Below are 24,026 nucleotides of genomic sequence, written 5' to 3'. Positions count from 1 at the left end.
CGCCGCCGGTCAGTGCCTGTTCCCGGCCGTCCGGCGCCGCACGACCACCACGGCCCCCGCCGCGACCACGGCTCCGACCGCCACGGCCGACCAGCCGCCCAGACCCAGCCCGTCGTCCCCGGCCGAGGCCGCCGCGGCGGGCCGGAGCGCGCTGGGGGAGGGGTGCGGCGGCGCGGCCGGGGTGTCGGACGCGCCGGCCGCCTGCCCGGTCGGCTCCGCGCCGCCGGCCGCCTGCCCGGTCGGCTCCGCGCCGCCGGCCGCCTGCCTGGTCGGCTTCTCGTCGACCAGGTTGCCGACCGGCTTGACCTTGCCGGCCGCGGCGAAGCCCCAGTCCAGCAGCTCGGCCGTCTCGTCGTAGACCTTCTGGTAGCTGGTCGGGTGCATCACCGTCACCAGCAGGGTGCGCCCGTTGCGCTCGGCGGCGCCGACGAAGGTCGAGCCGGCGTTGGTGGTGGTGCCGTTCTTCACCCCGATCAGGCCGGGGTACTTGCCCAGCAGCCGGTCGGTGTTCGCGATCCCGAAGCTGCCGCGCTGGCCGGTGTTCTTGTCGACGGCGCCGGGGAACATCGCGTCCCGGGTCGCGCAGTACATCCGGAAGTCCGCGTTGCGCAGGCCGGACCGGGCGAACAGCGACAGGTCGTACGCCGAGGAGACCTGGCCGTCCATGTCGTAGCCGTCCGGGGAGATCACCTTGGTGTCCCCGGCCTGCAGCGCGTCGGCGCGGGCCTGCATCTCGGCGACGGTCTGCTGGATGCCGCCGTTCATGTGCGACAGGACGTGCACGGCGTCGTTGCCCGAGCTCAGGAACACCCCGCGCCAGAGGTCCTCGACCCGGTACTCCAGGTTCTCCTTGATGCCGACCAGGCTGCTGCCGGCGCCGATGTTCTGGATCTCCTCGTCGGCGACCTTGTGCACCGCGTTGCGGTCGAACTTGGGCAGCACGGTGTCGGCGAAGAGGATCTTCAGGGTGCTCGCCGGGGGCAGCCGCAGGTGCGGGTTGTAGGCCGCCAGCACCTCCCCCGACGAGGCGTCGGAGACTATCCAGGACAGGCCGGTGAGGTTCGTCGGCAGCGCCGGGGCGCCCGGCAGCGGATTGACCTGGACCCCGGGGAGCCCTAGCCGCTCACCGCCGACCGCGGTCGACGGGGGCGGCACCTGCGGGGCCGCGACCGCCGCCGGGGCGGCGAGCAGGACCGGGAGGGCCGCGGCGACCGCGGCGCACAGCGGCGCGAACGTGTGACGGGATGTGGACACCAGCTGACCGTACCCATGACGGAGCCCGGCCGTGCGACACTCCGGGCCGGTCCTACGAAGGAGGGGCCCGCCGTACGCCGATCGGCGGTCCACGCATACTGGGGAGGCACACACCGCCTTCACACCCCCGGCGAGGACCACCCCATGAAGCTCAGCCGCCGCACCTCCTGGTTCCTGACCGCCTTCGGCGTCTGGTCGGTCATCATCTGGACCACCTTCGTCAAGAACCTGTGGAAGGACTCCGGCGGCCAGGCCTTCGTGAACGGCGACCACTCCCAGCCCACCGCCTTCTTCTGGGTGCACCTGCTGCTCGCCATCACCTCCTTCGTGCTCGGCATCGCCGTCGGCGCCGTCGGTGTGCGCGGCCTGCGCGCCACCCGGCGCAGCCCGGCCGTGGACTGAGATCCCCATTGCCGCCGGCGGTCCCCGCCGGCAGCCGGCGGAACGCGAAGGCCCCCGTCCGATCGGAGGATCGGACGGGGGCCTTCGCGTTCGTCAGGCGGGGATCAGAAGCGGCGGGTGACCAGCGCCCGCTTCACTTCCTGGATCGCCTTGGTGACCTCGATGCCACGCGGGCAGGCCTCGGAGCAGTTGAAGGTGGTGCGGCAACGCCACACGCCCTCACGGTCGTTGAGGATCTCCAGGCGCTGCTCGGCACCCTCGTCGCGCGAGTCGAAGATGAAGCGGTGCGCGTTGACGATGGCGGCCGGGCCGAAGTACTGGCCGTCGTTCCAGAACACCGGGCAGGACGACGTGCACGCGGCGCACAGGATGCACTTGGTGGTGTCGTCGAAGCGCTCGCGGTCCTCGGCGGACTGCAGGCGCTCGCGGGTCGGGTCGTTCCCCTTGGTGATGAGGAACGGCATGACGTCCTTGTACGCCTGGAAGAACGGGTCCATGTCCACGACCAGGTCCTTGAGGACCGTCAGGCCCTTGATGGCCTCGATCGTGATCGGCTTCTCCGGGTTGACGTCCTTGATCAGGGTCTTGCACGCCAGCCGGTTGCGGCCGTTGATCCGCATGGCGTCGGAGCCGCAGATGCCGTGCGCGCAGGAACGGCGGTAGGTGAGGGTGCCGTCCTGCTCCCACTTGATCTTGTTGAGCGCGTCCAGGACGCGCTCCTTCGGATCCATCGTCAGCTGGTAGTCCACCCACACCGGGTCCGGGTGCTCCTCCGGGTTGAACCGGCGGATCCGGAAGGTGACGGTGATCAGCTGGGTGGCACCGGCCTCGGCCGCGTCCAGAGCGGCCGAGTGCTCCACAGTCGGAGTGCTCATCAGTACTTACGCTCCATCGGCTGGTAGCGGGTCTGCACGACCGGCTTGTAGTCGAGGCGGATGGAGGTGCTGCCGTCGGCGGCGACCTCCTGGTACGCCATGGTGTGCTGCATGAACTTCACGTCGTCACGGGTCGGGAAGTCCTCGCGGTAGTGACCGCCGCGGGACTCCTCGCGGGCCAGCGCGGAGACGGCCAGCACCTCGGCCAGGTCGAGCAGGTTGCCCAGCTCGATCGCCTCCAGCAGGTCCGTGTTGTAACGGAAGCCCTTGTCCTGGATGGAGATGTTCTTGTAGCGCTCCTTCAGCGCGGCGATGTCCTCGACCGCCTGCTTCAGGGTGGCGCCGGTGCGGTAGACCATCGCGTTGGCGTCCATGGTCTCCTGCAGGGCCGTGCGGATCTGCCCCACGGACTCGGTGCCGGTCGACTCGCGCAGCTTGTCGACCATGCCCTGGACCAGCTCTTCCGGGTTCTCCGGCAGCGGGACGAACTCGTTCGCGTTGGCGTAGTCGGCGGCGGCGATGCCCGCGCGACGGCCGAACACGTTGATGTCCAGCAGCGAGTTGGTGCCCAGGCGGTTGGCGCCGTGGACGGACACGCAGGCGACCTCGCCGGCCGCGTACAGGCCCGGGACGACGTCGGTGTTGTTGCGCAGGACCTCACCCTCGACGTTGGTCGGGATGCCGCCCATGGCGTAGTGCGCGGTGGGCTGGATCGGGATCGGGTCCGTGTAGGGCTCGATGCCGAGGTAGGTGCGCGCGAACTCGGTGATGTCCGGGAGCTTGGCGTCCAGCTGCTCCGGCGGCAGGTGGGTCAGGTCCAGGTAGACGTGGTCGCCGTCCGGACCGCAACCGCGGCCCTCGCGGATCTCGGTGTAGATCGCGCGGGAGCAGACGTCACGGGACGCGAGGTCCTTCATGACCGGGGCGTAGCGCTCCATGAAGCGCTCGCCGTCCTTGTTGCGCAGGATGCCGCCCTCGCCGCGGGCGCCCTCGGTGAGCAGGATGCCCATGCGCCAGATGCCCGTCGGGTGGAACTGGAAGAACTCCATGTCCTCCAGCGGCAGGCCGCGGCGGTAGGCCACCGCCTGGCCGTCACCGGTGAGGGTGTGGGCGTTCGAGGAGACCTTGAACATCTTGCCGGTGCCGCCGGAGGCGAACACGACGGCCTTGGCCTGGAAGACGTGGATCTCGCCGGTGGCCAGCTCGTAGGCGACGACGCCGGCCGTTTTGCCCTCGTTGATCAGCAGGTCGAGGACGTAGAACTCGTTGAAGAACTCGACGCCGTGCTTGACGCAGTTCTGGAACAGCGTCTGGAGGATCATGTGGCCGGTGCGGTCGGCCGCGTAGCACGAGCGGCGGACCGGGGCCTCGCCGTGGTTGCGGGAGTGACCGCCGAAGCGGCGCTGGTCGATCCGGCCCTGCTCGGTGCGGGAGAAGGGCAGACCCATCTTCTCGAGGTCGAGGACGGCGTCGATGGCCTCCTTGCACATGATCTCGGCGGCGTCCTGGTCGACCAGGTAGTCACCGCCCTTGACCGTGTCGAAGGTGTGCCACTCCCAGTTGTCCTCCTCGACGTTGGCCAGGGCGGCGCACATGCCGCCCTGGGCCGCGCCGGTGTGGGACCGGGTCGGGTAGAGCTTGGTCAGGACCGCGGTGCGGCTGCGCTGCGTGGACTCGATGGCCGCGCGCATGCCGGCGCCGCCGGCGCCGACGATGACGGTGTCGTACTGGTGAATCTGCATGGGGGGTTAACTCGCCTCTGGCCTCTGCCGATGGTCGATGGTGCTCGCGGCTCAGATGTTGGGGTCGAAGGTGAAGATCACCAGGGTGCCGAGCAGCACGGTGAAGACCGTGGCGGTACCCATGAGCCCCTTGAGCCAGAGCCGGGTCGAGTCCTTCTCGGCGTAGTCGTTGATGACCTGACGCATGCCGTTGGCGCCGTGCAGCATGGCGAGCCAGAGCATCAGGAGGTCCCAGCCCTGCCAGAACGGCGAGGCCCAGCGGCCGGCCACGAAGGCGAAGCCGATCTTGGAGACGCCGCCGCCGAGCACCAGCATGATCAGCAGGTGGCCGAGGATCAGCACGACCAGGACGACACCGGACAGGCGCATGAAGAGCCAGGCCAGCATCTCGAAGTTGGTGCGGGTGCGGCGCGGGGTCTTCGCGGTCCGCTTGCGCGGCGGCTCGATGACGAAGGCGTCGGCCGGGTTACCGGTGCCGAGACCCTTGCCGGTGTGCGCCTGCTTCGACGGGACGACGATCGCGTCGGAGATTTCCGTGGACATCAGTCAGCTCACTTCCCGAACCAGGCGATCAGCGTGTGCTGCAGGATGCCGTAGAACGAGCCGGCCATCAGGACGACCCAGACTCCGACGACGGTCCAGAGCATCTGCTTCTGGTACTTCGGGCCCTTGGACCAGAAGTCCACGGCGACGACGCGCAGGCCGTTGAGCGCGTGGAACAGGATGGCGGCCACGAGGCCGTACTCCATCAGGTTCACGAGCGGAGTCTTGTACGTCTGAATGACGGTGTCGTAGGACTCCGGCGACACTCGCACCAGGGCGGTGTCCAGGACGTGGGCGAACAGGAAGAAGAAGATGAGGACGCCGGTGACTCGATGAGCCACCCAGCTCCACATGCCTTCCCGGCCGCGGTACAGCGTTCCAGCCGGCACGGAAAAACCCTCCGGAAGCGATTGGGGGCTCGGCCGGCTTCGGTGTCGGTCAGCCCGGCCGGGTCGGTCCACCGGCCGCCAGCATCCTATCGACGCCTTGTCGGGAACCGCCTCCGGGGCCCCCAGGTGTGATCAATCAGGCACTTCTGGCCTAGCGGCGCGGGAACCGAGGGCGTTTTGGTCGCGTTCAGTGACCGAATGACCGCACTGAGGTGGCGAATCCGCCCGCCGACACCCTGCCGAGGCGTCCGTGCCGTTTCGCCCCAGCCCGTCCGTCCGCCGCCCCGGCCGCCTCCACGGGCGTGTCCCCGGGTCTCGCCCGCGCCCGGCCACCCGTACGCGGAGACGGACCTGAGCGTGGCTCGGGCCGCCGGCCCCGAGGGCGGGGTGTGCGGCGGGCTGCTGGACTACCGGGCCGGGCGGGTGGCCGCGCGGCAGACGGAACTGGAGAAGCCGTTCGGCCCGTGCGCCTCGCTTACGTCGGCGGCCCCGGCGCCACCGGCCGAGAAGCCGGGCAGGAAGGTGGCGATCCGTACCCGGCATCGGCTGAACCGGCAGGACACGCCCACGCCCGAGGGAGCGGACTCGGCGATCGGATTCACCCTCACGAATGAATCGGGTACCGCCGTGCCGGCTCGGCGTGCCGGACGAGCGGATCGTCCGGCAGCAGGTGGCCAAGCTGCGCGCCGCACAGGGGAGGGACGCACAGGGGAGGGACGCGCAGGCGAAGCGCCGGTCCTAGTGCGCCCCGGCTTCGGAGTGGGTGGCGACCAGGTGCTCTAGCCGGGTGAGGGCGATCCGCCGGAGCTCGTCCGCCGCGATCAGCCGCTCCTCGTCCAGGTCCTTGGCCAACCGGGTGCGGATCGAGGAGAGCACGGTGTCGAGCATCTCCTCCGGGTCGACGCCGTCCAGGCAGACCACGAACACGTGGCCGAACCGGGCCTCGTACGCGGCGTGCGCCGCCCGCAGCGCGGTGTGCGCGGCCTGGCTGCCGGGGGCCCGCATGCCGAGCAGCGGCTGCGGCATCCAGCCCTCGTCGGCCAGCGCCTCGGCCAGGTCCGCCGGGCGCAGGTCGTAGGAGGCCTCGCTGGCGGCGGCCAGCAGGGACTCTATGTCGGGGTACGGCCGGTGCGCGGTGAGCCGCAGGGCCCAGCGGTGGCTGCCGCAGCAGGCCAGCAGGGCCTCCTCGGCGGCACCGGCGTCGGCCTCGTTGAAGCGGTGCAGCCCGAGGAGGGTCGGCTCGGTGCTGGCGTCGAGCCGCTGTGGCGGGATGTCGCTGGCCAGCGGGTCCTCCTCGTGAGGGCGGGAAGGTGCCGGTGGAGTGGGGTGGTGAAGCAGGTGAAGTATGGGGGCTGCAGGGGGCGCGCGGCGGCGCTCTGGCAGCGCTTCAACGGTAGTTGAGCCGTCATCAGTTGGGGAGGGCGCGCGCGGAATTCATCCGGACGAGCTATCAAGTTGTGACGTTGACGCCTTCGCGTCAGCGCCCTCCCCGCTTTCCTCTGTTAGTTCACCGCGGCCGGCTCAGGAGCAGCGGGTCCCCTCGGCCGGCATCGTGCCCTCGGTCAGGTAGGCCTCCATGGCCCGGTCGATGCAGGTGTTGCCCTTGCCGAAGGCGCCGTGGCCCTCGCCCACCCGGGTGAGCAGGGTGGCCCTGGCGAAGCCCTTGGCCAGGGACTCGGCCGCGGCGTACGGGGTGGCCGGGTCGCTGGTGGTGCCGATCACCAGGATCGGCGCGGCGCCCTCGGCCCGGATGGTGTGCGGCTTCTCGGGGGACTGGTACGGCCAGCCCTTGCAGGCCGCGTCGGTGAAGTCCTCGGCGGTGACGCCCCTGGTCAGCAGCGGGGCCTTCTCCTGGAGCTCCTTGACCGCGGCCTGGGCGCGCTCGGGCGAGGGAGCCGGGGCGGACCCGTCGGCGCAGCTGATCGCGGTGTGGGCGGAGTCCATCGGGGAGTAGTGGCCGTTCTCGTCGCGCTCCGCGTAGCTGTCCGAGAAGGCGAGCAGGATGTCGCCGCGCTTCATGGTCATCGCCATGCCGAGGCCGACTCGCAGGTACTTCCAGTCCTGGGTCTGGTCGCCGTAGAGGGCCGTGGTGACGCCGTTCCAGGCCAGGTCGCGGCCGACCTTGCGGCCGTCCTTGGTGGGCAGCGGGTGGTCGATCAGGCCGTCCAGGAAGTCGGCGGCCTTCTTGGCGGCCTGGTCCTTGTCCTGGCCGAGCGGGCACTCGTCGGCGTGGTTCTCGACGCAGTCGGCGGCGAAGTGCTCGAAGGAGGTCTCGAAGCCGATCCGCTGCTTGACCGCTGAGTCCAGGTCGTCGGCGGCCGGGTCGACCGCGCCGTCCAGGACCAGTCGGCCGGTGTTCTGCGGGAACTCCTCGGCGTAGAGCGAGCCCAGGTAGGTGCCGTACGAGACGCCCAGGTAGTTGAGCTTGCGGTCGCCGACGGCCGCGCGCAGCACGTCCAGGTCGCGGGCCGTGTTGCGGGTGCCGACGAAGGGCAGCAGCTTGCCGGACTTGGCCTTGCAAGCGGCGATGTACTCGGTGTTCTGCTTCTCCTCGGCGGCCCGGCGGGCGTCCGGGTCCAGCGGCGAGTCCACCTGGCTCTGCGCGTCGCGCTGCTTGTCGTCCAGGCAGAGGACGGGTGAGCTGCCGCCGGTGCCGCGCGGGTCGAAGCCGATCACGTCGAAGCGGTTGTGCAGGGCGCCGGCGAAGTCCTTGGCGCCGTACTCGACCATCTCGACGCCGGAGCCGCCGGGGCCGCCCGGGTTGACCATCAGCGAGCCGATCCGCTGGTCCTGGTTGCCCGCCGGGTACTTGATCAGAGCGAGGTCGATCGCGTCGGCGGTGGGGTTGGTGTAGTCGAGCGGGACGTGCAGCTTGCCGCACTTCATCGTGGAGACGTCGGCCTGGGCCTCCTCGGCCTTGGGGTCGGCCGGGCACTCGGACCAGCTGATCTTCTGGCCGTAGAAGGACTTCAGGGCCGGATCGGCCTCGCCGCTCGGCTTGGAGGTCGCGGCGGCCGACCGGCTCGCGCCGGCGCCGGTGGTGGTGCCGGCGGTGGCGCTGGTGCCGGCGGCCTGGTCCTGGGCGGGCTTCGCGGTGTCGTCGCAGGCGGAGGTGAGCAGCAGGGTGCCTGTCGCCAGCGCGGTCAGCAGGACGCGTGGGCGGGCGGCCCGGAAGGTCTTCATCGCACGTGTGTACCACCCGGTGGTGACGGGTGTGACCTGCACCCCTGCCGGTCCGCCCGCCCGTCCCGGTCAGCCGCGGTGGACCTTGTGGTTGGCGGCCTGTGCCCGGGGGCGGACCACCAGCAGGTCGATGTTCACGTGCGAGGGCCGGGTGACCGTCCATGCCACGGTGTCCGCGATGTCCTCCGAGGTCAGCGGCTCGGCCACGCCCGCGTACACGGCGGCGGCCTTCTCCTCGTCGCCCCGGAAGCGGGTGACCGCGAAGCCCTCGGACTTCACCATGCCGGGCGCGATCTCGATCACCCGGATCGGCTCCCCGCACAGCTCCAGCCGCAGCGTGGCCGCGATGGTGTGCGCGGCGTGCTTGGCGGCGACGTACCCGCCGCCGCCCTCGTACGCGGCCAGCGCGGCGGTCGAGGAGAGCACCAGCACCGTGCCGTCGCCGGTGGCGCGCAGCGCGGGCAGCAGCGCCTGCGTCATGTGCAGCACGCCGAGCACGTTCACCTCGTACATCGCCCGCCAGTCGGCGGGGTCGCCGTGCTCGACCGTCTCGGCGCCGATCGCGCCGCCGGCGTTGTTCACCAGCACGTCCACCCGGCCGACCTCGGCCGCGAAGGCGTCCACGGCGGCCCGGTCGGTGACGTCCAGCGTGACCGCCCTCGCCGAACCGCCCCGGCCGCCGATCTCCTTGGCCAGCGCCTCGATCCGCTCCGTCCGGCGGGCGGTCAGCACCACGTCGAAGCCCTCGGCGGCCAGCCGGCGGGCGGTCGCCGCGCCGATTCCGCTGCTGGCACCGGTGACCACGGCCACCTTCTGCTCGGTCATTGCCACTCCCTGGGGGGCTCATCGGTCGTTCGCCCGATCATCTCAACCGCGTCTGCGCCCCCGCCGCCCGGCCAGGACCTAGATTGCGAGGACCGACCTGTGCCCGCCGATCCCCTGGAGGGAACCGTGGCAGCCGAGCCGCGCCGTTCCGAGTCCGCCCGTCTTTCCGAATCGGGCTTTCCGATCGAGCCCCTGTACGGCCCCGAGGCGCTGGCCGGCTGGGACCCGGACACCCGGCTGGGCCGGCCGGGGGAGTACCCGTACACCCGGGGGGTCTACCCGACGATGTACACCGGCCGGCCGTGGACGATGCGCCAGTACGCGGGCTTCGGCACCGCCGCCGAGTCCAACGCCCGCTACCGGCAGCTGATCGCGGGCGGCGGTACCGGCCTCTCGGTGGCCTTCGACCTGCCCACCCAGATGGGCTACGACTCGGACGCGCCGCTCGCCGCCGGGGAGGTCGGCAAGGTGGGCGTGGCGGTGGACAGCGTCGAGGACATGGCGGTGCTCCTCGACGGCATCCCGCTCGGCGAGGTGTCCACCTCGATGACCATCAACGCGCCCGCCGCCCTGCTCCTGCTGCTCTACCAGCTGGTCGGCGAGGCCCAGGGGGTGGCGCCGTCCGCGCTCACCGGCACGGTCCAGAACGACGTGCTGAAGGAGTACATCGCCCGGGGCACCTACATCTTCCCGCCGCAGCCCTCGCTGCGGCTGGTCGCGGACCTGTTCCGGTACTGCCGGGCCGAGATCCCGCGCTGGAACACCATCTCCATCTCCGGCTACCACATGGCCGAGGCCGGGGCCGACCCGGCGCAGGAGATCGCCTTCACCCTGGCCAACGGCATCGCCTACGTCCGCACCGCGCTCGCCGCCGGGATGGCGGTGGACGACTTCGCGCCCCGGCTCTCCTTCTTCTTCGTGGCCCGCACCACACTGCTGGAGGAGGTGGCGAAGTTCCGTGCCGCACGCCGGATCTGGGCCGGGATCATGCGCGATGAGTTCGGCGCGAAGGACCCGCGCTCGCGGATGCTGCGCTTCCACACCCAGACCGCCGGGGTGCAGCTCACCGCCCAGCAGCCCGAGGTGAACCTGGTCCGGGTCTCGGTGCAGGCGCTGGCCGCGGTGCTCGGCGGCACCCAGTCGCTGCACACCAACAGCTTCGACGAGGCGATCGCGCTGCCCACCGAGAAGGCCGCCCGGCTGGCCCTGCGCACCCAGCAGGTGCTCGCCCACGAGACCGACGTGACCGCCACCGTCGACCCCTTCGCCGGCTCCTACGCGGTGGAGTCGCTCACCGATCGGGTGGAGGCCGCCGCGCTGGCCCTGATGGCCCGGATCGAGGAGCGGGGCGGCGCGGTGGCCGCGATCGAACAGGGCTTCCAGAAGGGCGAGATCGAGCGAACCGCCTACCGCCTCCAGCAGGAGACCGACTCCGGCGAGCGGACGGTGGTCGGCGTGAACCGCTTCCGGCTGGACGAGGAGGAGCCGTACCAGCCGCTGCGGGTGGACCCGGCGATCGAACGGCGGCAGGCCGAGCGGCTGGCCCGGCTGCGGGCCGACCGCTCCTCGACCGCCGTCACCCGGGCGCTAGACGCGCTGCGCCGCACCGCGGAGGGGCAGGAGAACGTGCTGTACCCGATGAAGGAGGCGCTGGCCGCCCGGGCCACCGTCGGCGAGGTCTGTGACGCGCTGCGCGGGGTGTGGGGGACGTACGCTCCGGTGGAGCGTTTCTGAACGGAGCAGATCGCCTGAACGGCCGTCAATATCCCGCGCTCGTCAAGTGGACGGTGGCCGTGACCACCGGCCCGGGTGATCGTTGCACAGGGCAAGCAACCCGGGGAAGGCGGCTGAAACGACATGTCATACCCACCTGTCCGGCCGGTATGCGCCCATCCGGGGACTAATTTTCTGGAAGTCGGGCCAAATCCCCCCAACAGGCCTAGTCTTGGGGAGATGAACCGTCCTGAGCCCGCTCAGCCGGGCGCCACCCTCGCCGCCGCACGCCCCGCCGCCGACTTGCGCGCCCGGGTCGGCAGGCTGGAGCCCGAGCTGGTCGCCTTCCGCCGTGATCTGCACCGGCACCCGGAGCTGGGCCGCCAGGAGTTCCGCACCACCAACCTGCTGCGCGACCGGCTGGTGGCGGCGGGCCTGGACCCGCGGGTGCTGCCCGGCGGCACCGGTCTGCTGGTGGACATCGTCCCGGCCGGCACCCTCCCGGGCACCGAGTTCCTGGCCTTCCGCGCCGACATCGACGCGCTGCCGATCGACGACGCCAAGACCGACGTCCCGTACCGCTCGACCGTCCCCGGCCGGGCCCACGCCTGCGGCCACGACGTGCACACCTCGGTGGTGCTCGGCCTCGGCCTGGTGCTGGCCGAGGCCGCCCGCACCGGTGAGCTGCGCCGCCCCGTCCGGCTGGTGTTCCAGCCCGCCGAGGAGGTCATGCCCGGCGGCGCGCTGGACGTCATCAAGGCCGGCGGGATGGACGGCGTCGGCCGGATCTTCGCGGTGCACTGCGACCCGAAGGTGGAGGTCGGCCGGATCGCCCTGCGCACCGGGGCGATCACCTCGGCCTGCGACCGCCTGGTGCTGCACCTGGACGGGCCCGGCGGCCACACCGCCCGCCCGCACCTGACCACCGACCTGGTGACCTCGATCGCCCGGATGGCCGCCGACCTCCCGGGCGCGCTGGCCCGCCGGATGGACCCGCGCTGGGGTGTCAGCCTGGTCTGGGGCCGGATCGCCTCCGGCTCCGCGCCCAACGTCATCCCGCAGCACGCCGAACTGGAGGGCACCGTCCGCTGCTTGGAGCTGGACGGCTGGCGCGAGGCACCGGACCTGCTGCACGAGCTGATCGCCAAGCTCGCCGAGACCTGCCGGGCCAAGTGGACGCTGGACTACCACCGCGGGGTGCCGCCGGTGGTCAACGAGGCGGTCTCGGTCGCCCGCCTGGACGCCGCGATGACCGCCCGCTTCGGGAGGGACGGCGCCCAGGTGGTGGAGAGCACCGAACAGAGCCTCGGTGGCGAGGACTTCTCCTGGTACCTGGAGCACGCCCCGGGCGCGCTGGCCCGGCTCGGCGTCCGCGCCCCCGGCGACACCACCGTCCGCGACCTGCACCAGGGCCGCTTCGACGTGGACGAGCGGGCGATCGGCGTCGGTGTGGAGCTGTTCGCGGCGCTGGCACTGGAGGACGACCGGGACTGACCGTTTACCGGCGACTTGTGGTCGGTACGTGATCGCGTTCTCGAGATCCGGAGTTTCGGGGGGTTCCGTAAACTGGGCCGGACCAGTCTCGGATCGCCGTCCGTGCACGGGACAAGGAGTCTTCGGAGGGCCTTCAGACCACGGTTTGATAACAACCCGAACACTCCGGCAGCCCGTAACACAACCGTGTTCTACGCGCGTTACGGTGGCGTCCGACCACGCCAAACGGTTGCGTGTCAGAAGGAGATACTCCCTTGCGCCGTTCAATGAAGCTCGCCGCGGTTGTGCTCTCGGGTTCCCTGGGCATGGCCTCGCTCGCCGCTTGCGGCGCAAAGAGCAATGACAACACCTCCTCCTCCGCGTCCGGCGACGGCTCGCTGAAGGTCGGCATGGCCTACGACATCGGCGGCCGTGGCGACCAGTCGTTCAACGACTCCGCCGCCCGTGGTCTGGACAAGGCCAAGGCGGACCTGGGCGTCTCCGTCACCGAGGCCGAGGCCAAGCCGGGCGAGGCCGAGGCCGACAAGGAGACCCGCCTCAAGAACCTGGTCGACGCCGGCTACAAGACCATCATCGCGGTCGGCTTCGTCTACCAGCCGGCGGTCGACAAGGTCGCGAAGGACAACCCGAACGTCAAGTTCGCGATCATCGACTCCAACGACAAGGACCAGCCGGCCAACGTCACCTCGCTGCTCTTCGCCGAGCAGGAGGGTTCGTACCTCGCCGGCGTCGCCGCCGCCAGCAAGTCGAAGAACCACCACATCGGCTTCATCGGTGGTGTGCAGTCCGAGCTGATCAAGAAGTTCGAGGCCGGTTACAAGGCGGGCGCCAAGTTCGCCGACCCGAACATCCAGATCGAGACCACCTACCTGACCACGCCCCCGGACTTCACCGGCTTCAACTCGCCCGACAAGGGCAAGGAGGCCGCGCAGGGCCAGCTCGACAAGGGCGCGGACGTCATCTACGCCGCCGCCGGCTCCTCCGGCGCCGGCTCCATCGAGGCCGTCGCCACCGCGGGCAAGCTCGCCATCGGTGTCGACTCCGACCAGGCCAGCCAGCCGGCCCTGGCGAAGTTCAAGAACAGCATCATGACCTCGATGGTCAAGAACGTCGACACCGCGGTCTACTCGTACATCGACTCGATCAAGAAGGGCACGCCGTTCACCGGCATCAAGCTCTTCGACCTGAAGGCCGACGGTGTCTCGCTCGCCACCACCGGTGGCAAGATCGACGACATCCAGGACAAGCTGAAGGCCGCCGCCGACTCGATCAAGAGCGGCGCCACCACCATCCCGACCGCGCCGGCCCAGTAAGGCCCGCGCGTCTCGGACGCGACCTGCGCCTGCCGCCTGCCCGGTGGCGCGATGATCGACGCAGTTACGGGAGGGGCCCGGCAGGGTGCGCTCAACGGCGTGCCCCCGGGCCCCGTTCCGTCTCCACGTTTCCCCACCTTTTGGCCCTCCCAGCGCAATGACGCGCCTCCAGACCACCAGGAGATCGCCATCACCGCATCCGACCCCGTCCCCCTGCGCAAGGACGGCACCCCCAGCGCGGGGACGGCGACACCGGCCGTCGAACTGCGCGGCATCACCAAGCGCTTCCCGGGTGTCGTGGCCAACCACGACATCAACCTCACCGTCCGCACGGGCACCGTGCACGCCCTGATGGGTGAGAACGGCGCGGGCAAGTCGACGCTGATGAAGATCCTCTACGGCATGCAGAAGCCGGACGAGGGCACCATCGCGATCAACGGCGAGCAGTGCGAGTTCCACACCCCGGGCGACGCCATCTCCCGCGGCATCGGCATGGTGCACCAGCACTTCATGCTCGCCGACAACCTCACGGTGCTGGAGAACGTCGTCCTCGGCGGCGAGAAGCTCCACGGCATCGGCGCCAGGGCGAAGGCGAAGATCAAGGAGATCTCCGACCAGTACGGCCTGGGCGTGCGCCCGGACGCCCTGGTCGAGGACCTCGGCGTCGCCGACCGCCAGCGCGTCGAGATCCTCAAGGTGCTGTACCGCGGCGCCAAGATCCTCATCCTCGACGAGCCCACGGCCGTGCTGGTCCCGCAGGAGGTCGACGCGCTGTTCGACAACCTGCGCGAGCTCAAGTCCGAGGGCGTCACCGTCATCTTCATCTCGCACAAGCTGCACGAGGTGCTCGCGGTGGCCGACGCGATCAGCGTCATCCGGCGCGGCACCACGGTCGGCGACGCCGACCCGAAGGCCGTCACGGCCCGTCAGCTCGCCGAGATGATGGTCGGCGCCGAGCTGCCCTCCCCGGAGAGCCGCGAGTCGACCGTCACCACGACCGAGATGCTCAAGGTCGAGGACCTGCGGATCGCCAAGGCCGACGCCGAGGGCATCGAGCGCGTCGTCCTGGACGACATCTCGCTACGCATCCACAAGGGCGAGATTCTCGGCATCGCCGGTGTCGAGGGCAACGGCCAGGCCGAACTGGTCGAGGCCATCATGGGCATGCTGCCGCTGGACGGCGGCACCGTCACCCTGGACGGCAAGGACCTCTCCGGCACCCAGACCCGGGCCCGCCGCGAGGCCGGCATCGGCTACATCCCCGAGGACCGCCACAGGCACGGCCTGCTGCTGGAGGCCCCGCTCTGGGAGAACCGCATCCTCGGCCACGTCACCGAGGTGCCCAACTCCAGCGGCCCGCTGCTCAAGCCGACCGCCGCCCGCGAGGACACCTGGCGGATCGTCGAGCAGTACGACGTCCGCACCCCCGGCATCGAGGTCACCGCGGCCTCGCTCTCCGGCGGCAACCAGCAGAAGCTGATCATCGGCCGCGAGATGAGCCACCAGCCCAAGCTGCTGATCGCCGCGCACCCGACCCGTGGTGTGGACGTCGGCGCGCAGGCCCAGATCTGGGACCACATCCGGACCGCGCAGCGCGAGGGCCTGGCCGTCCTGCTGATCTCCGCCGACCTGGACGAGCTGATCGGCCTCTCGGACACCATCCGGGTCATCTACCGCGGCCGCCTGGTCGCCGACGCCGACCCGGCCACCGTCACCGCCGAGGACCTCGGCACCGCGATGACCGGTGCCGCGGCAGGCCACATCGAGTCCGAGCCGGAGGCCGTCGCCGAGGCGCAGGCCATCGCGGCGGAGGGCACCGAGGCCGAGGCCGAGCACCCGCACACCGACACCGCCGACGACCCGCAGGCGGGGGAGTAACCCATGACCAGTCCCAACCCCGCCGCCAAGCGCAGCCTGGCGCAGCGGATCAGCGGTGAGCGGATCGTGCTCGCACTGGCGGCGCCGGTGCTCGCGGTCGTGCTGTCCGTCGCGATCTGCTCCGTCCTGCTGGCGACCTCGGGCAAGAACCCGTTCGACGCGTGGAACGTGATGATCACGTTCGCCACCAAGTCGGACGGCCAGGTGCTGATCCTCAACCGGACCACCACCTACTACCTGGCCGCCGCGGCCGCCGCGTTCGGGTTCCGGATGAACCTGTTCAACATCGGCGTCGAGGGCCAGTACAAGGTCGCGGCGCTGTTCGCGGCGTACATCGGCGCTCAGGTCGACCTGCCCTCGTTCATCCAGATCCCGCTGCTGCTGGTCACCGCCATGCTGGTCGGTGGCCTGTACGCGAGCATCGCCGGTCTGCTGAAGGTCTACCGCGGTGTCAGCGAGGTCATCTCGACCATCATGCTGAACTCGATCGCGGTCGCGATCGTCGGTCTGCTGCTCGTCCCGGGCGTCTTCGCCCCGAAGGTGAGCGGCACCAGCAACTCGATCCAGACCGACCCGGTCTCGCAGTCCAGCCACTTCTTCTCCATGGAGACGGCCGGCGGCCAGCTCTGGGGCTTCATCTTCGTCGCCGCCCTGGTCGGTGTGGTCTTCCAGTTCGTGCTGACCCGCACCCGGTTCGGCTTCGACCTGCGCGCCACCGGCCGCTCGGAGTCCGCCGCGACCGCCTCCGGTGTGAACGTCAAGCGCATGGTGATCATCTCGATGGCGACCTCCGGTGCGATCGCCGGTCTGATCGGCCTGCCCGAGCTGCTCCAGAACTCGTTCTACTACGGGCAGACCTTCCAGCAGAACCTGGGCTTCCTGGGCATCTCGATCGCCCTGCTCGGCCGCAACAGCCCGATCGGCATCGCCTTCGCGGCGCTGCTGTTCGCCTTCCTGGACGTCACCGGTTCGCTGCTGCCGCTGCCCCAGAACGGCGAGTTCCCCTCCGAGATCGTCGACGTCATGAAGGGCACCATCGTCATCTGCGTCGTCGTCGCGTACGAGCTGGTGCGCCGCTACGGCCTGGTCCGCCAGCAGAGGCGGGTCGGTGCCCAGCTCGCCGCCCAGGCCGCGGCCGCCAACGAGAACAAGGAGGTGTCCGCGTGAGCACGGCCACTGCTGCTCGTCCGAAGGCGTCGGGCGCGCCCGCGAAGAAGCGCAAGCTGTCCTGGCCGGTGGTCCTGCTCCTGATTGCGGGCGCCCTGGTCCTGGTCGCCGCCGTGGGCATGGCCACCGGCAACCACTCGCTGACCTCCTCCGGGCAGGTCTCCGCCGCGCTCAGTGCCGCGGTGCCGATCGGCATGGCCGGTCTGGGCGGTCTCTGGTCCGAGCGGGCCGGCGTGGTCAACATCGGCCTCGAAGGCATGATGGTCGCCGGCACCTTCTGCGGCGCCTGGGCGGGCTACCTGGTCAACCCGTGGGTCGGTCTGCTGGCCGGCATGCTCGGCGGCGCGCTCGGCGGCCTGCTGCACGCGGTCATCACCGTCACCTTCGGCGTCGACCACATCGTCTCCGGCGTCGGCATCAACCTGCTGATCCCCGGCATCTGTGCGTACGTCAACCGGATCTACTACAAGGACTACATCTCGGCGGGCGCCGGGCAGAACCAGTCCCCGCCGGCGGATCCGCTGCCGTACATCACCGTCCCCGGGCTGTCCTCCGGTCTGAAGGACATCGAGGGCCACCACTGGTTCTTCGTCTCGGACGTGGCCGGTGTGCTCGGCGGTCTGGTCACCAACCTCTCGGTGGTCGTGGTGCTGGCCGCCGCGCTGGTCGTGGCCAGCTACTTCCTGCTCTGGCGCACGGTGTTCGGCCTGCGGCTGCGCTCCTGCGGTGAGAACCCGACGGCGGCCGAGTCGCTGGGCGTCAACGTCTACAGGTACAAGTACATCGCGGTCATCGCCTCCGGCGCCTTCGCGGGCCTCGGCGGTGCGTACCTCTCGCTGGTCGCCGCGCACTTCTACAAGGACGGCCAGACCCTGGGTCGAGGCTTCATCGGCCTCGCGGCGATGATCTTCGGCAACTGGATGCCCGGCGGTCTCGCCATGGGCGCCGGCCTGTTCGGCTTCACCGACAGCCTCCAGCTGCGCGACCCGGGGTCGGTGCACGTGCTGATCCTGATCGTCTCGATCGCGATGGCGCTGCTCGCGCTGTGGCAGCTGTACCGCCGCAGGTTCACCGCGACGGTGATCTCCTTCGTGGTGGCCGGCGGTCTCGGTGCCTGGTACGCGCTGACCGATGAGGTGCAGCGTCCGCTGATCGTCGCCACGCCGTACCTGATCACCCTGGTGGTGCTCTCGCTGGCCTCGCAACGACTGCGGATGCCCAAGGCCGACGGCCAGATCTACCGCAAGGGCCAGGGCAAGTGACCGCCCCCGCGATCGACTGGGAGCGGCTGCGCGCGGCGGCGCGCGAGGCGATGGGCCACGCGTACGCCCCGTACAGCAAGTTCCCGGTCGGCGCGGCCGCGCTGGTCGACGACGGCCGGCTGGTCAGCGGCTGCAACGTGGAGAACGCCTCGTACGGGCTCGGGCTGTGCGCCGAGTGCGGGCTGGTGTCCGCGCTGCACGCCTCCGGCGGCGGCCGACTGGTCGCCTTCACCTGCGTCGACGGCGCGGGCGAGCTGCTGATGCCGTGCGGGCGCTGCCGCCAGCTGCTGTACGAGCACGGCGGTCCCGAGCTGCTGATCGACCTGGCCTCCGGCGTGAAGCCGATGAGCGAGGTTCTGCCCGACGCGTTCGGGCCGGAGCGGCTCTAGCATCTGCAATTGTTACGCGCGTAGAGTGTCGCGAGTGGGCCGTACCCGGTCATCTCGCGGCACTCTTCGCTTTTGACGCTTTTGAAACCCCACTGGGAGCACGCATGGACGCCATCTCCGTCATCAGGACCAAGCGCGACCGCGGAGAGCTGAGCGACGCTCAGATCGACTGGGTCATCGACGCCTACACCCGCGGCGAGGTCGCCGACGAGCAGATGTCCGCGCTGGCCATGGCGATCCTGCTGAACGGCATGAACCCGCGCGAGATCAGCCGCTGGACCGACGCCATGATCCGCTCGGGCGTCCGGATGGACTTCTCCTCGCTGCCGCTGCCCACCAGCGACAAGCACTCCACCGGCGGCGTCGGCGACAAGATCACCCTCCCGCTCGCCCCGCTGGTCGCCGCCTGCGGCGCGGCCGTCCCGCAGCTGTCCGGCCGCGGCCTCGGCCACACCGGCGGCACCCTGGACAAGCTGGAGTCCATCCCCGGCTGGCGCGCCCTGCTCTCCAACGACGAGATGATGGACGTGCTGCGCGACGCGGGCGCGGTCATCTGCGCGGCCGGCGACGGCCTCGCGCCCGCCGACAAGAAGCTGTACGCGCTGCGCGACGTCACCGGCACCGTCGAGGCCATCCCGCTGATCGCCTCCTCGATCATGTCCAAGAAGATCGCCGAGGGCACCGGCGCGCTGGTGCTGGACGTCAAGGTCGGCTCCGGCGCCTTCATGAAGAACCTCGACGACGCCCGCGAACTCGCCCGCACCATGGTCGGCCTGGGCACCACCGCCGGGGTCAACACCGTCGCCCTGCTCACCGACATGTCCACCCCGCTCGGCCTCACCGCGGGCAACGCGCTGGAGGTCCGCGAGTCCGTCGAGGTCCTGGCGGGCGGCGGCCCGGCCGACGTCGTCGAGCTCACCCTCGCGCTCGCCCGCGAGATGCTCGCCGCGGCCGGCGTGCACGGCAAGGACCCGGCCGACGCGCTGCGCGACGGCTCCGCGATGGACCACTGGCGCCGCATGATCGCCGCCCAGGGCGGCGACGTCGACGCCCCGCTCCCGGTCGCCCGCGAGCAGCACGTCATCCCCGCCCCCGCCTCCGGCGTCCTCACCACGCTGGACGCCTACGCCGTCGGCGTCTGCGCCTGGCGCCTGGGCGCCGGCCGCGCCCGCAAGGAGGACCCGGTCCAGGCCGGCGCCGGCGTCGAGATGCACGCCAAGCCCGGCGACACCGTCGTGGCCGGCCAGCCCCTGCTGACCCTCCACACCGACACCCCGGAGCGCTACGACTACGCCATCGAGGCCCTGTCGGGCGGCATCGAGGTCGCCCCGGCGGGTACGGCGTTCACCCCGAACCCGATCGTGCTCGACCGCATCGCCTGAGGACTGTGAGGTCTGCTCACGTACGCCGGATCAGGCGTACGTGAGCAGACCGCTGGTGTCGAGAGTCCAGGGGCCGACGGTGATCCTGTCGCCGAAGACGAACTTCTCGCGGGACTCGTAGCCCAGCTCGGAATGCACGATGCCGGTGCCGGTGCGGGGATCGACGATCAGGTAGAACGGGATACCCATGGCCGAGTAGTCGCGGACCTTGTTGTGGTAGTCGTTCTCGGGCTTGGAGGCGGACACGATCTCCGCCACGAGCACTACCTCGTGCGGGAGAACCGCTCGCTGCTCGCCCTCCAAGGTCGCCTCGGGGAAGACCATCAGATCCGGGTTGCGCAGCTGACCGAGTCCCGCGTCCTGCAACTCCGCACCGTGGTAGGCGATGTGACCCGGGTGAGTGGACGGCAGCTGGGCGTTGAGCTGTCGGGCGATGCGCAGCACGGCGAGCTCGTGGCGCTTCACCGGCGGCATCATCATGACGATCTGACCGTCGGCGATCTCAATCTTCCCTATCCCCGGCACCTTCGGCAGCTGATCCGCGATCTCAAGCAGCCTGGTGTACACAGCAGGATCGATGCTCATGTCCGGAGCGTATCGGCGTCCACTGTCAAGCGTCCGCGACCGCTCGCCTCGTGGTACGCGCCTGGCGGGTGGCGTAGAGGGTGACGGCGGCGGCGAGGGTCATGGCGGTGAGGCCGACGGTGGCGGCGCCGGGCCAGCCGGTGGCGTGGTAGGCGTCGGCGCCGAGGGTGCCGCCGAGGCTGTTGCCGAGGTAGTAGGCGATCAGGTAGAGGGCGGAGGCCTGGGCGCGGCCCTCGGCGGCGGTGCGGCCGACGGCGGAGGAGGCGGTGGCGTGGCCGGCGAAGAAGCCCGCGGTGATCAGGACCAGGCCGAGCAGCGCGCAGGTCAGTGAGTCGGCGAGGGAGAGCAGCAGTCCTGCGGCGGTGACGCCGATGGAGACGTAGAGGGCGCCGCGGCGGCCCAGGCGGCGGGAGAGGCGGCCGGCCCCGGCGGAGGTGCCGGTGCCGACCAGGTAGACCACGAAGATCGAGGCGGCGACCGACTCCGGCAGGTGGAACGGCGCGGAGATCAGCCGGTAGCCCACGGTGTTGTAGACCGCGCCGAACACGGCCATGAACAGCGTTCCGAGCGCGTACAGCCGCACCAGCAGCGGGTTGCGCAGGTGCCGGCCGACGGTACGGGCGAGCGCGCGGGCGTCCACCGGGGCCGGGGTGAAGTGCCGGGCGGCGGGGATCAGCAGCCGGAAGGCGAGCGCGGCCAGCAGCGCGAGGGCGGCGGAGGCGGCCAGGCCCCAGCGCCAGCCGAAGGCGGCGGCGGTCCAGCCGGAGAGCAGTCGGCCACCCATGCCGCCGATGCTGTTGCCGGCCACGTACAGGCCCATCGCGGAGGCCAGCGCGCCGGGGTGGACCTCCTCGGCGAGGTAGGCCATCGCGGTGGCGGGCAGTCCGGCGAGGGCGGCGCCTTGCAGGACGCGCAGCGCGACGAGGGTGGTGAGGTCGGGCGCGAAGGGCAGGGCGACGGCGAGGGCGGTGGCGGCGAGGGTGGAGGCCGTCATCACCGCGGTGCGGCCGTACTTGTCGGACAGCGCGCTGGCCGGGAGCAGCCCGAGGGCGAGGCCGAGGGTGGCGGCGGAGGCCGTCCAGCTGGCCTGGCCGGGGGTGAGGTCGAGGTCGGCCGAGAGGATCGGCAGCAGACCCTGGGTGGAGTAGAGCAGGACGAAGGTCGCGATCCCGGCGGCGAACAGGGCGAGGTTGGCGCGGCGGAAGTCGCGCTGGCCGGGGCGGTGGCGGTCGTCCGGGGCGGTGGGGGCGGCGGCGCGGGCATCCGGGGCGGTCGCGGATGCCCTGGTATCGGAGGGCTGCATGACATCGACCGTAGGCCCGGCGCGGTTGATGCGTCCAATGCATGAAGAGTGGATGATCGATGCACTGGCGTATGAGTCGAGGTGGTGGCGGAATGGCGGTGCCGGATGTGTCGGACGGTACGGAGCAGCGGTACCGGGCGGCCGAGTTGGGGCCGGACGAGCCGGCCGTCCTGCTGGCGCCCAGACTGGCGCAGTTCGCCGCGGTGGCCCGGCTGGAGCACGTGACGCGGGCGGCGGCGCTGCTCGGGGTGCCGCAGCCGACGCTGTCGCGCGCGGTGGCCCGGCTGGAGGAGGAACTGGGGGTGGACCTGCTGGCCCGTCAGGGCCGGACGGTCCGGCTGACCAGGGCGGGTCGGCTGTTGCTGGCCTCGGTGGAGCGGGCGCTGGCGGAGGTGGAGCGCGGTGCGGAGGCGGCCCGCGCGGAGGCGGATCCGGCGGTGGGGCGGGTGGCTTTCGGCTTCCTGCACACGATGGGGCCGGACGCCGTCCCGGCGCTGCTGCGCGGCTTCCGGGCGGCGCACCCGCAGGTGCGCTTCCAGCTGGTGCAGGACTACGGCATGGCGATGCTGGAGCGGTTGCGGGCGGGGGAGTTGGACCTGTGCCTGGTCGCGCCGCTGCCGGACGACCCGGCCTTCACCGCCCGGCCGCTGGACGAACAGCGGCTGCACCTGGCCGTCCCGGCCGACCACCGGCTGGCCGGCCGGCGTCGGATCCGGCTGGCGGAGGTGGCCGAGGAGCCGTTCGTCGGGCTGGAGCAGGGGTACGGGCTGCGCATGATCACGGACGGCTTCTGCGCGCAGGCCGGGTTCGTGCCCCGGCTGGCCTTCGAGGGCGAGGAGACCGAGACGCTGCGCGGGCTGGTGGCGGCCGGGCTGGGGGTGGCGCTGCTGCCGCCGGCGCTGGTGCCGCGGCCCGGGGTGGTGGAGCTGGAGGTGACCGCGCCGCGGACCCGGCGGGCGATCGGCCTGGCCTGGGCGGCGGGGCGGCCGCTGACCCCGCCGGTGGCGGTGTTCCGGGACTTCGTGCTGTCCCGGCGGGGGCGGCTGCTGCACCACGACTGATTTGGCGGATCGTATGGACCAGCCGGTGGAATTCCGGGTGGAGTTTGGACCATTCGGTACTGTCCCCGGTGGTGGGTCTACGCGCGTAGGGGCTATATTTCCGCAATGGAGAAGCAGATCCCCGTCACCACCGCGGGCACCGGCCCGCGCATTCCCACCCCCGACCAGATCCGCCGCGCGCCGAAGGTCCTGCTGCACGACCACCTGGACGGCGGGCTGCGCCCGGAGACCGTCGTCGAGCTGGCCGCCGCGACCGGCTATGAAGGCCTCCCGACCACCGACGTCAAGAAGCTCGGCGAGTGGTTCCGCGAGGCCGCCGACTCCGGCTCGCTGGTCCGCTACCTGGAGACCTTCGCGCACACCTGCGCCGTCATGCAGACCCGTGACGCCCTGATCAAGGTCGCCGCCGACTGCGCCGAGGACCTGGCCGCCGACGGCGTCGTGTACGCCGAGGTCCGCTACGCCCCCGAGCAGCACCTGGAGGGCGGTCTGAGCCTGGACGAGGTCGTCGAGGCCGTCCAGGAGGGTTTCCGCCTCGGCGAGGCCAACGCCCGTGCGGCAGGCAACCGGATCCGCATCGGCACCCTGATCACCGCGATGCGGCACGCCGCCCGCTCGCAGGAGATCGCCGAGCTGGCCAACCGCCACCGGGACCGGGGCGTCGTCGGCTTCGACATCGCGGGAGCCGAGGCCGGCTACCCCCCCACCCGCCACCAGGCCGCCTTCGACTACCTCAAGGGCGAGAACAACCACTTCACCATCCACGCGGGCGAGGCCTTCGGTCTGCCGTCGATCTGGGAGGCCCTGCAGTGCTGCGGCGCCGACCGGCTCGGCCACGGCGTGCGGATCGTCGACGACATCACGGTGAACGAGGACGGCAGCGTCGAGCTCGGCCGGCTGGCCGCGTACGTGCGCGACAAGCGCATCCCGCTGGAGATGTGCCCGACCTCCAACCTCCAGACGGCGGCCGCCGCCTCGTACGCCGAGCACCCGATCGGGCTGCTCAGCCGGCTGAAGTTCCGGGTCACCGTGAACACCGACAACCGGCTGATGAGCGGCACCAGCATGAGCCAGGAGTTCGGCCACCTGGTGGACGCCTTCGGCTACACGCTGGGCGACATGGAGTGGTTCACGGTGAACGCGATGAAGTCCGCGTTCCTGCCCTTCGACGAGCGGCTGGCGATGATCAACGACGTGATCAAGCCGGGCTACGCCGAGCTCAAGGCGGAGTGGCTGTTCAGCGCGGGTGCCGTCGCCGGCTGAGCC

General features: G+C 71.0%; 22 protein-coding genes. 11 read left to right on the top strand and 11 right to left on the bottom strand.

Annotation, left to right across the window (positions count from 1 at the left end; translation table 11 throughout):
- Window positions 1-9 precede the first annotated feature (9 nt).
- Window positions 10-1,254, bottom strand: a complete 1,245-nt coding sequence (locus ACZ3UD_RS02775) for a D-alanyl-D-alanine carboxypeptidase family protein (protein WP_465581531.1) — start codon at window positions 1,252-1,254, stop codon at window positions 10-12.
- Window positions 1,255-1,398: 144 nt separating this feature from the next.
- Between ACZ3UD_RS02775 and ACZ3UD_RS02770 the strand changes: the two genes are divergently transcribed.
- Window positions 1,399-1,656 carry an SCO4848 family membrane protein gene (locus ACZ3UD_RS02770; protein ID WP_387616793.1) on the top strand — a complete coding sequence of 86 codons (258 nt, stop codon included), beginning with the start codon at window positions 1,399-1,401 and terminating at the stop codon, window positions 1,654-1,656.
- A 104-nt stretch (window positions 1,657-1,760) separates the two neighbouring features.
- On the opposite strand, the gene ACZ3UD_RS02765 is transcribed toward ACZ3UD_RS02770, so the two are convergent.
- The 8 genes from ACZ3UD_RS02765 to ACZ3UD_RS02730 form a co-directional block, all read right to left on the bottom strand.
- Window positions 1,761-2,531 (bottom strand): succinate dehydrogenase iron-sulfur subunit, encoded by a 771-nt coding sequence (locus ACZ3UD_RS02765; RefSeq protein WP_465581529.1) that lies wholly within the window; start codon window positions 2,529-2,531, stop codon window positions 1,761-1,763.
- Window positions 2,531-4,273, bottom strand: a complete 1,743-nt coding sequence (sdhA, locus tag ACZ3UD_RS02760) for a succinate dehydrogenase flavoprotein subunit (protein ID WP_465581526.1) — start codon at window positions 4,271-4,273, stop codon at window positions 2,531-2,533. Before sdhA ends, ACZ3UD_RS02765 begins: the two co-directional genes overlap by 1 nt.
- 51 nt (window positions 4,274-4,324) lie before the next feature.
- The gene (sdhD, locus tag ACZ3UD_RS02755; protein ID WP_465581524.1) at window positions 4,325-4,816 is read right to left on the bottom strand and encodes a succinate dehydrogenase, hydrophobic membrane anchor protein; all 492 of its coding nucleotides are present in this window, start codon (window positions 4,814-4,816) and stop codon (window positions 4,325-4,327) included.
- An 8-nt stretch (window positions 4,817-4,824) separates the two neighbouring features.
- On the bottom strand, window positions 4,825-5,205 hold the full coding sequence (gene sdhC, locus ACZ3UD_RS02750; protein WP_350503491.1) for a succinate dehydrogenase, cytochrome b556 subunit: 381 nt from the start codon (window positions 5,203-5,205) through the stop codon (window positions 4,825-4,827).
- A gap of 407 nt (window positions 5,206-5,612) precedes the next feature.
- Complete coding sequence (locus ACZ3UD_RS02745; RefSeq protein ID WP_465581522.1) at window positions 5,613-5,813, bottom strand: hypothetical protein; 201 nt, start codon at window positions 5,811-5,813, stop codon at window positions 5,613-5,615.
- 130 nt (window positions 5,814-5,943) lie between these two features.
- Window positions 5,944-6,381, bottom strand: a complete 438-nt coding sequence (locus tag ACZ3UD_RS02740) for a 2-oxo-4-hydroxy-4-carboxy-5-ureidoimidazoline decarboxylase (RefSeq protein ID WP_465582051.1) — start codon at window positions 6,379-6,381, stop codon at window positions 5,944-5,946.
- A gap of 345 nt (window positions 6,382-6,726) precedes the next feature.
- Window positions 6,727-8,388, bottom strand: coding sequence for an alpha/beta hydrolase (locus ACZ3UD_RS02735; RefSeq protein ID WP_465581520.1), 1,662 nt, complete (start codon window positions 8,386-8,388; stop codon window positions 6,727-6,729).
- A 69-nt stretch (window positions 8,389-8,457) separates the two neighbouring features.
- A complete protein-coding gene (locus ACZ3UD_RS02730) occupies window positions 8,458-9,213 on the bottom strand; it encodes an SDR family oxidoreductase (protein WP_355669727.1) in 756 nt (251 codons plus the stop codon).
- Window positions 9,214-9,339: 126 nt separating this feature from the next.
- Between ACZ3UD_RS02730 and ACZ3UD_RS02725 the strand changes: the two genes are divergently transcribed.
- From ACZ3UD_RS02725 to ACZ3UD_RS02690, 8 genes are all read left to right on the top strand, one after another.
- On the top strand, window positions 9,340-10,947 hold the full coding sequence (locus ACZ3UD_RS02725; RefSeq protein ID WP_465581517.1) for an acyl-CoA mutase large subunit family protein: 1,608 nt from the start codon (window positions 9,340-9,342) through the stop codon (window positions 10,945-10,947).
- A gap of 219 nt (window positions 10,948-11,166) precedes the next feature.
- Window positions 11,167-12,420: an amidohydrolase gene (locus ACZ3UD_RS02720; RefSeq protein WP_465581515.1), complete on the top strand. Its 1,254-nt coding sequence runs from the start codon at window positions 11,167-11,169 to the stop codon at window positions 12,418-12,420.
- Window positions 12,421-12,674: 254 nt separating this feature from the next.
- The gene (locus ACZ3UD_RS02715; RefSeq protein WP_465581513.1) at window positions 12,675-13,733 is read left to right on the top strand and encodes a BMP family lipoprotein; all 1,059 of its coding nucleotides are present in this window, start codon (window positions 12,675-12,677) and stop codon (window positions 13,731-13,733) included.
- Between the two features lie 51 nt (window positions 13,734-13,784).
- Window positions 13,785-15,611, top strand: a complete 1,827-nt coding sequence (locus ACZ3UD_RS02710; RefSeq protein ID WP_465581511.1) for an ABC transporter ATP-binding protein — start codon at window positions 13,785-13,787, stop codon at window positions 15,609-15,611.
- A gap of 3 nt (window positions 15,612-15,614) precedes the next feature.
- Entirely contained in the window at window positions 15,615-16,778 is a 1,164-nt protein-coding gene (locus ACZ3UD_RS02705; RefSeq protein WP_465581509.1) for an ABC transporter permease, read from the top strand.
- A complete protein-coding gene (locus ACZ3UD_RS02700) occupies window positions 16,775-18,040 on the top strand; it encodes an ABC transporter permease (protein ID WP_465581507.1) in 1,266 nt (421 codons plus the stop codon). Before ACZ3UD_RS02705 ends, ACZ3UD_RS02700 begins: the two co-directional genes overlap by 4 nt.
- Window positions 18,037-18,429 carry a cytidine deaminase gene (locus tag ACZ3UD_RS02695; RefSeq protein WP_380610532.1) on the top strand — a complete coding sequence of 131 codons (393 nt, stop codon included), beginning with the start codon at window positions 18,037-18,039 and terminating at the stop codon, window positions 18,427-18,429. Before ACZ3UD_RS02700 ends, ACZ3UD_RS02695 begins: the two co-directional genes overlap by 4 nt.
- Before the next feature lie 104 nt (window positions 18,430-18,533).
- Window positions 18,534-19,811, top strand: coding sequence for a thymidine phosphorylase (locus tag ACZ3UD_RS02690; RefSeq protein WP_465581504.1), 1,278 nt, complete (start codon window positions 18,534-18,536; stop codon window positions 19,809-19,811).
- Window positions 19,812-19,841: 30 nt separating this feature from the next.
- Here ACZ3UD_RS02690 and ACZ3UD_RS02685 read toward each other — a convergent pair whose 3' ends face one another.
- Entirely contained in the window at window positions 19,842-20,396 is a 555-nt protein-coding gene (locus ACZ3UD_RS02685) for a Uma2 family endonuclease (protein ID WP_465581502.1), read from the bottom strand.
- 25 nt (window positions 20,397-20,421) lie between these two features.
- Window positions 20,422-21,699 carry an MFS transporter gene (locus ACZ3UD_RS02680; RefSeq protein WP_465581500.1) on the bottom strand — a complete coding sequence of 426 codons (1,278 nt, stop codon included), beginning with the start codon at window positions 21,697-21,699 and terminating at the stop codon, window positions 20,422-20,424.
- 92 nt (window positions 21,700-21,791) lie between these two features.
- On the opposite strand from ACZ3UD_RS02680, the gene ACZ3UD_RS02675 reads away from it, so the two are divergent.
- Together ACZ3UD_RS02675 and ACZ3UD_RS02670 are read left to right on the top strand one after the other, a co-directional pair.
- On the top strand, window positions 21,792-22,760 hold the full coding sequence (locus ACZ3UD_RS02675) for a LysR family transcriptional regulator (protein WP_465581498.1): 969 nt from the start codon (window positions 21,792-21,794) through the stop codon (window positions 22,758-22,760).
- Between the two features lie 105 nt (window positions 22,761-22,865).
- Window positions 22,866-24,023: an adenosine deaminase gene (locus ACZ3UD_RS02670; protein WP_465581496.1), complete on the top strand. Its 1,158-nt coding sequence runs from the start codon at window positions 22,866-22,868 to the stop codon at window positions 24,021-24,023.
- The last annotated feature ends 3 nt before the right edge of the window (window positions 24,024-24,026 follow it).

It is taken from the genome of Kitasatospora sp. NPDC023118, assembly GCF_055560875.1.
This window is presented reverse-complemented; position numbering and strand designations above follow the sequence as displayed.

What these genes read in the sequence shown, in the direction of transcription:
- ACZ3UD_RS02685 (WP_465581502.1), bottom strand. Translation starts at nt 20,396, where the DNA reads ATGAGCATCGATCCTGCTGTGTACACCAGGCTGCTTGAGATCGCGGAT.
- ACZ3UD_RS02720 (WP_465581515.1), top strand. Translation starts at nt 11,167, where the DNA reads ATGAACCGTCCTGAGCCCGCTCAGCCGGGCGCCACCCTCGCCGCCGCA.
- ACZ3UD_RS02765 (WP_465581529.1), bottom strand. Translation starts at nt 2,531, where the DNA reads ATGAGCACTCCGACTGTGGAGCACTCGGCCGCTCTGGACGCGGCCGAG.
- ACZ3UD_RS02710 (WP_465581511.1), top strand. Translation starts at nt 13,785, where the DNA reads ATGATCGACGCAGTTACGGGAGGGGCCCGGCAGGGTGCGCTCAACGGC.
- ACZ3UD_RS02735 (WP_465581520.1), bottom strand. Translation starts at nt 8,388, where the DNA reads ATGAAGACCTTCCGGGCCGCCCGCCCACGCGTCCTGCTGACCGCGCTG.
- sdhD (WP_465581524.1), bottom strand. Translation starts at nt 4,816, where the DNA reads ATGTCCACGGAAATCTCCGACGCGATCGTCGTCCCGTCGAAGCAGGCG.
- ACZ3UD_RS02705 (WP_465581509.1), top strand. Translation starts at nt 15,615, where the DNA reads ATGACCAGTCCCAACCCCGCCGCCAAGCGCAGCCTGGCGCAGCGGATC.
- ACZ3UD_RS02670 (WP_465581496.1), top strand. Translation starts at nt 22,866, where the DNA reads ATGGAGAAGCAGATCCCCGTCACCACCGCGGGCACCGGCCCGCGCATT.
- ACZ3UD_RS02730 (WP_355669727.1), bottom strand. Translation starts at nt 9,213, where the DNA reads ATGACCGAGCAGAAGGTGGCCGTGGTCACCGGTGCCAGCAGCGGAATC.
- ACZ3UD_RS02770 (WP_387616793.1), top strand. Translation starts at nt 1,399, where the DNA reads ATGAAGCTCAGCCGCCGCACCTCCTGGTTCCTGACCGCCTTCGGCGTC.
- ACZ3UD_RS02680 (WP_465581500.1), bottom strand. Translation starts at nt 21,699, where the DNA reads ATGCAGCCCTCCGATACCAGGGCATCCGCGACCGCCCCGGATGCCCGC.
- ACZ3UD_RS02675 (WP_465581498.1), top strand. Translation starts at nt 21,792, where the DNA reads ATGGCGGTGCCGGATGTGTCGGACGGTACGGAGCAGCGGTACCGGGCG.
- ACZ3UD_RS02690 (WP_465581504.1), top strand. Translation starts at nt 18,534, where the DNA reads ATGGACGCCATCTCCGTCATCAGGACCAAGCGCGACCGCGGAGAGCTG.
- sdhA (WP_465581526.1), bottom strand. Translation starts at nt 4,273, where the DNA reads ATGCAGATTCACCAGTACGACACCGTCATCGTCGGCGCCGGCGGCGCC.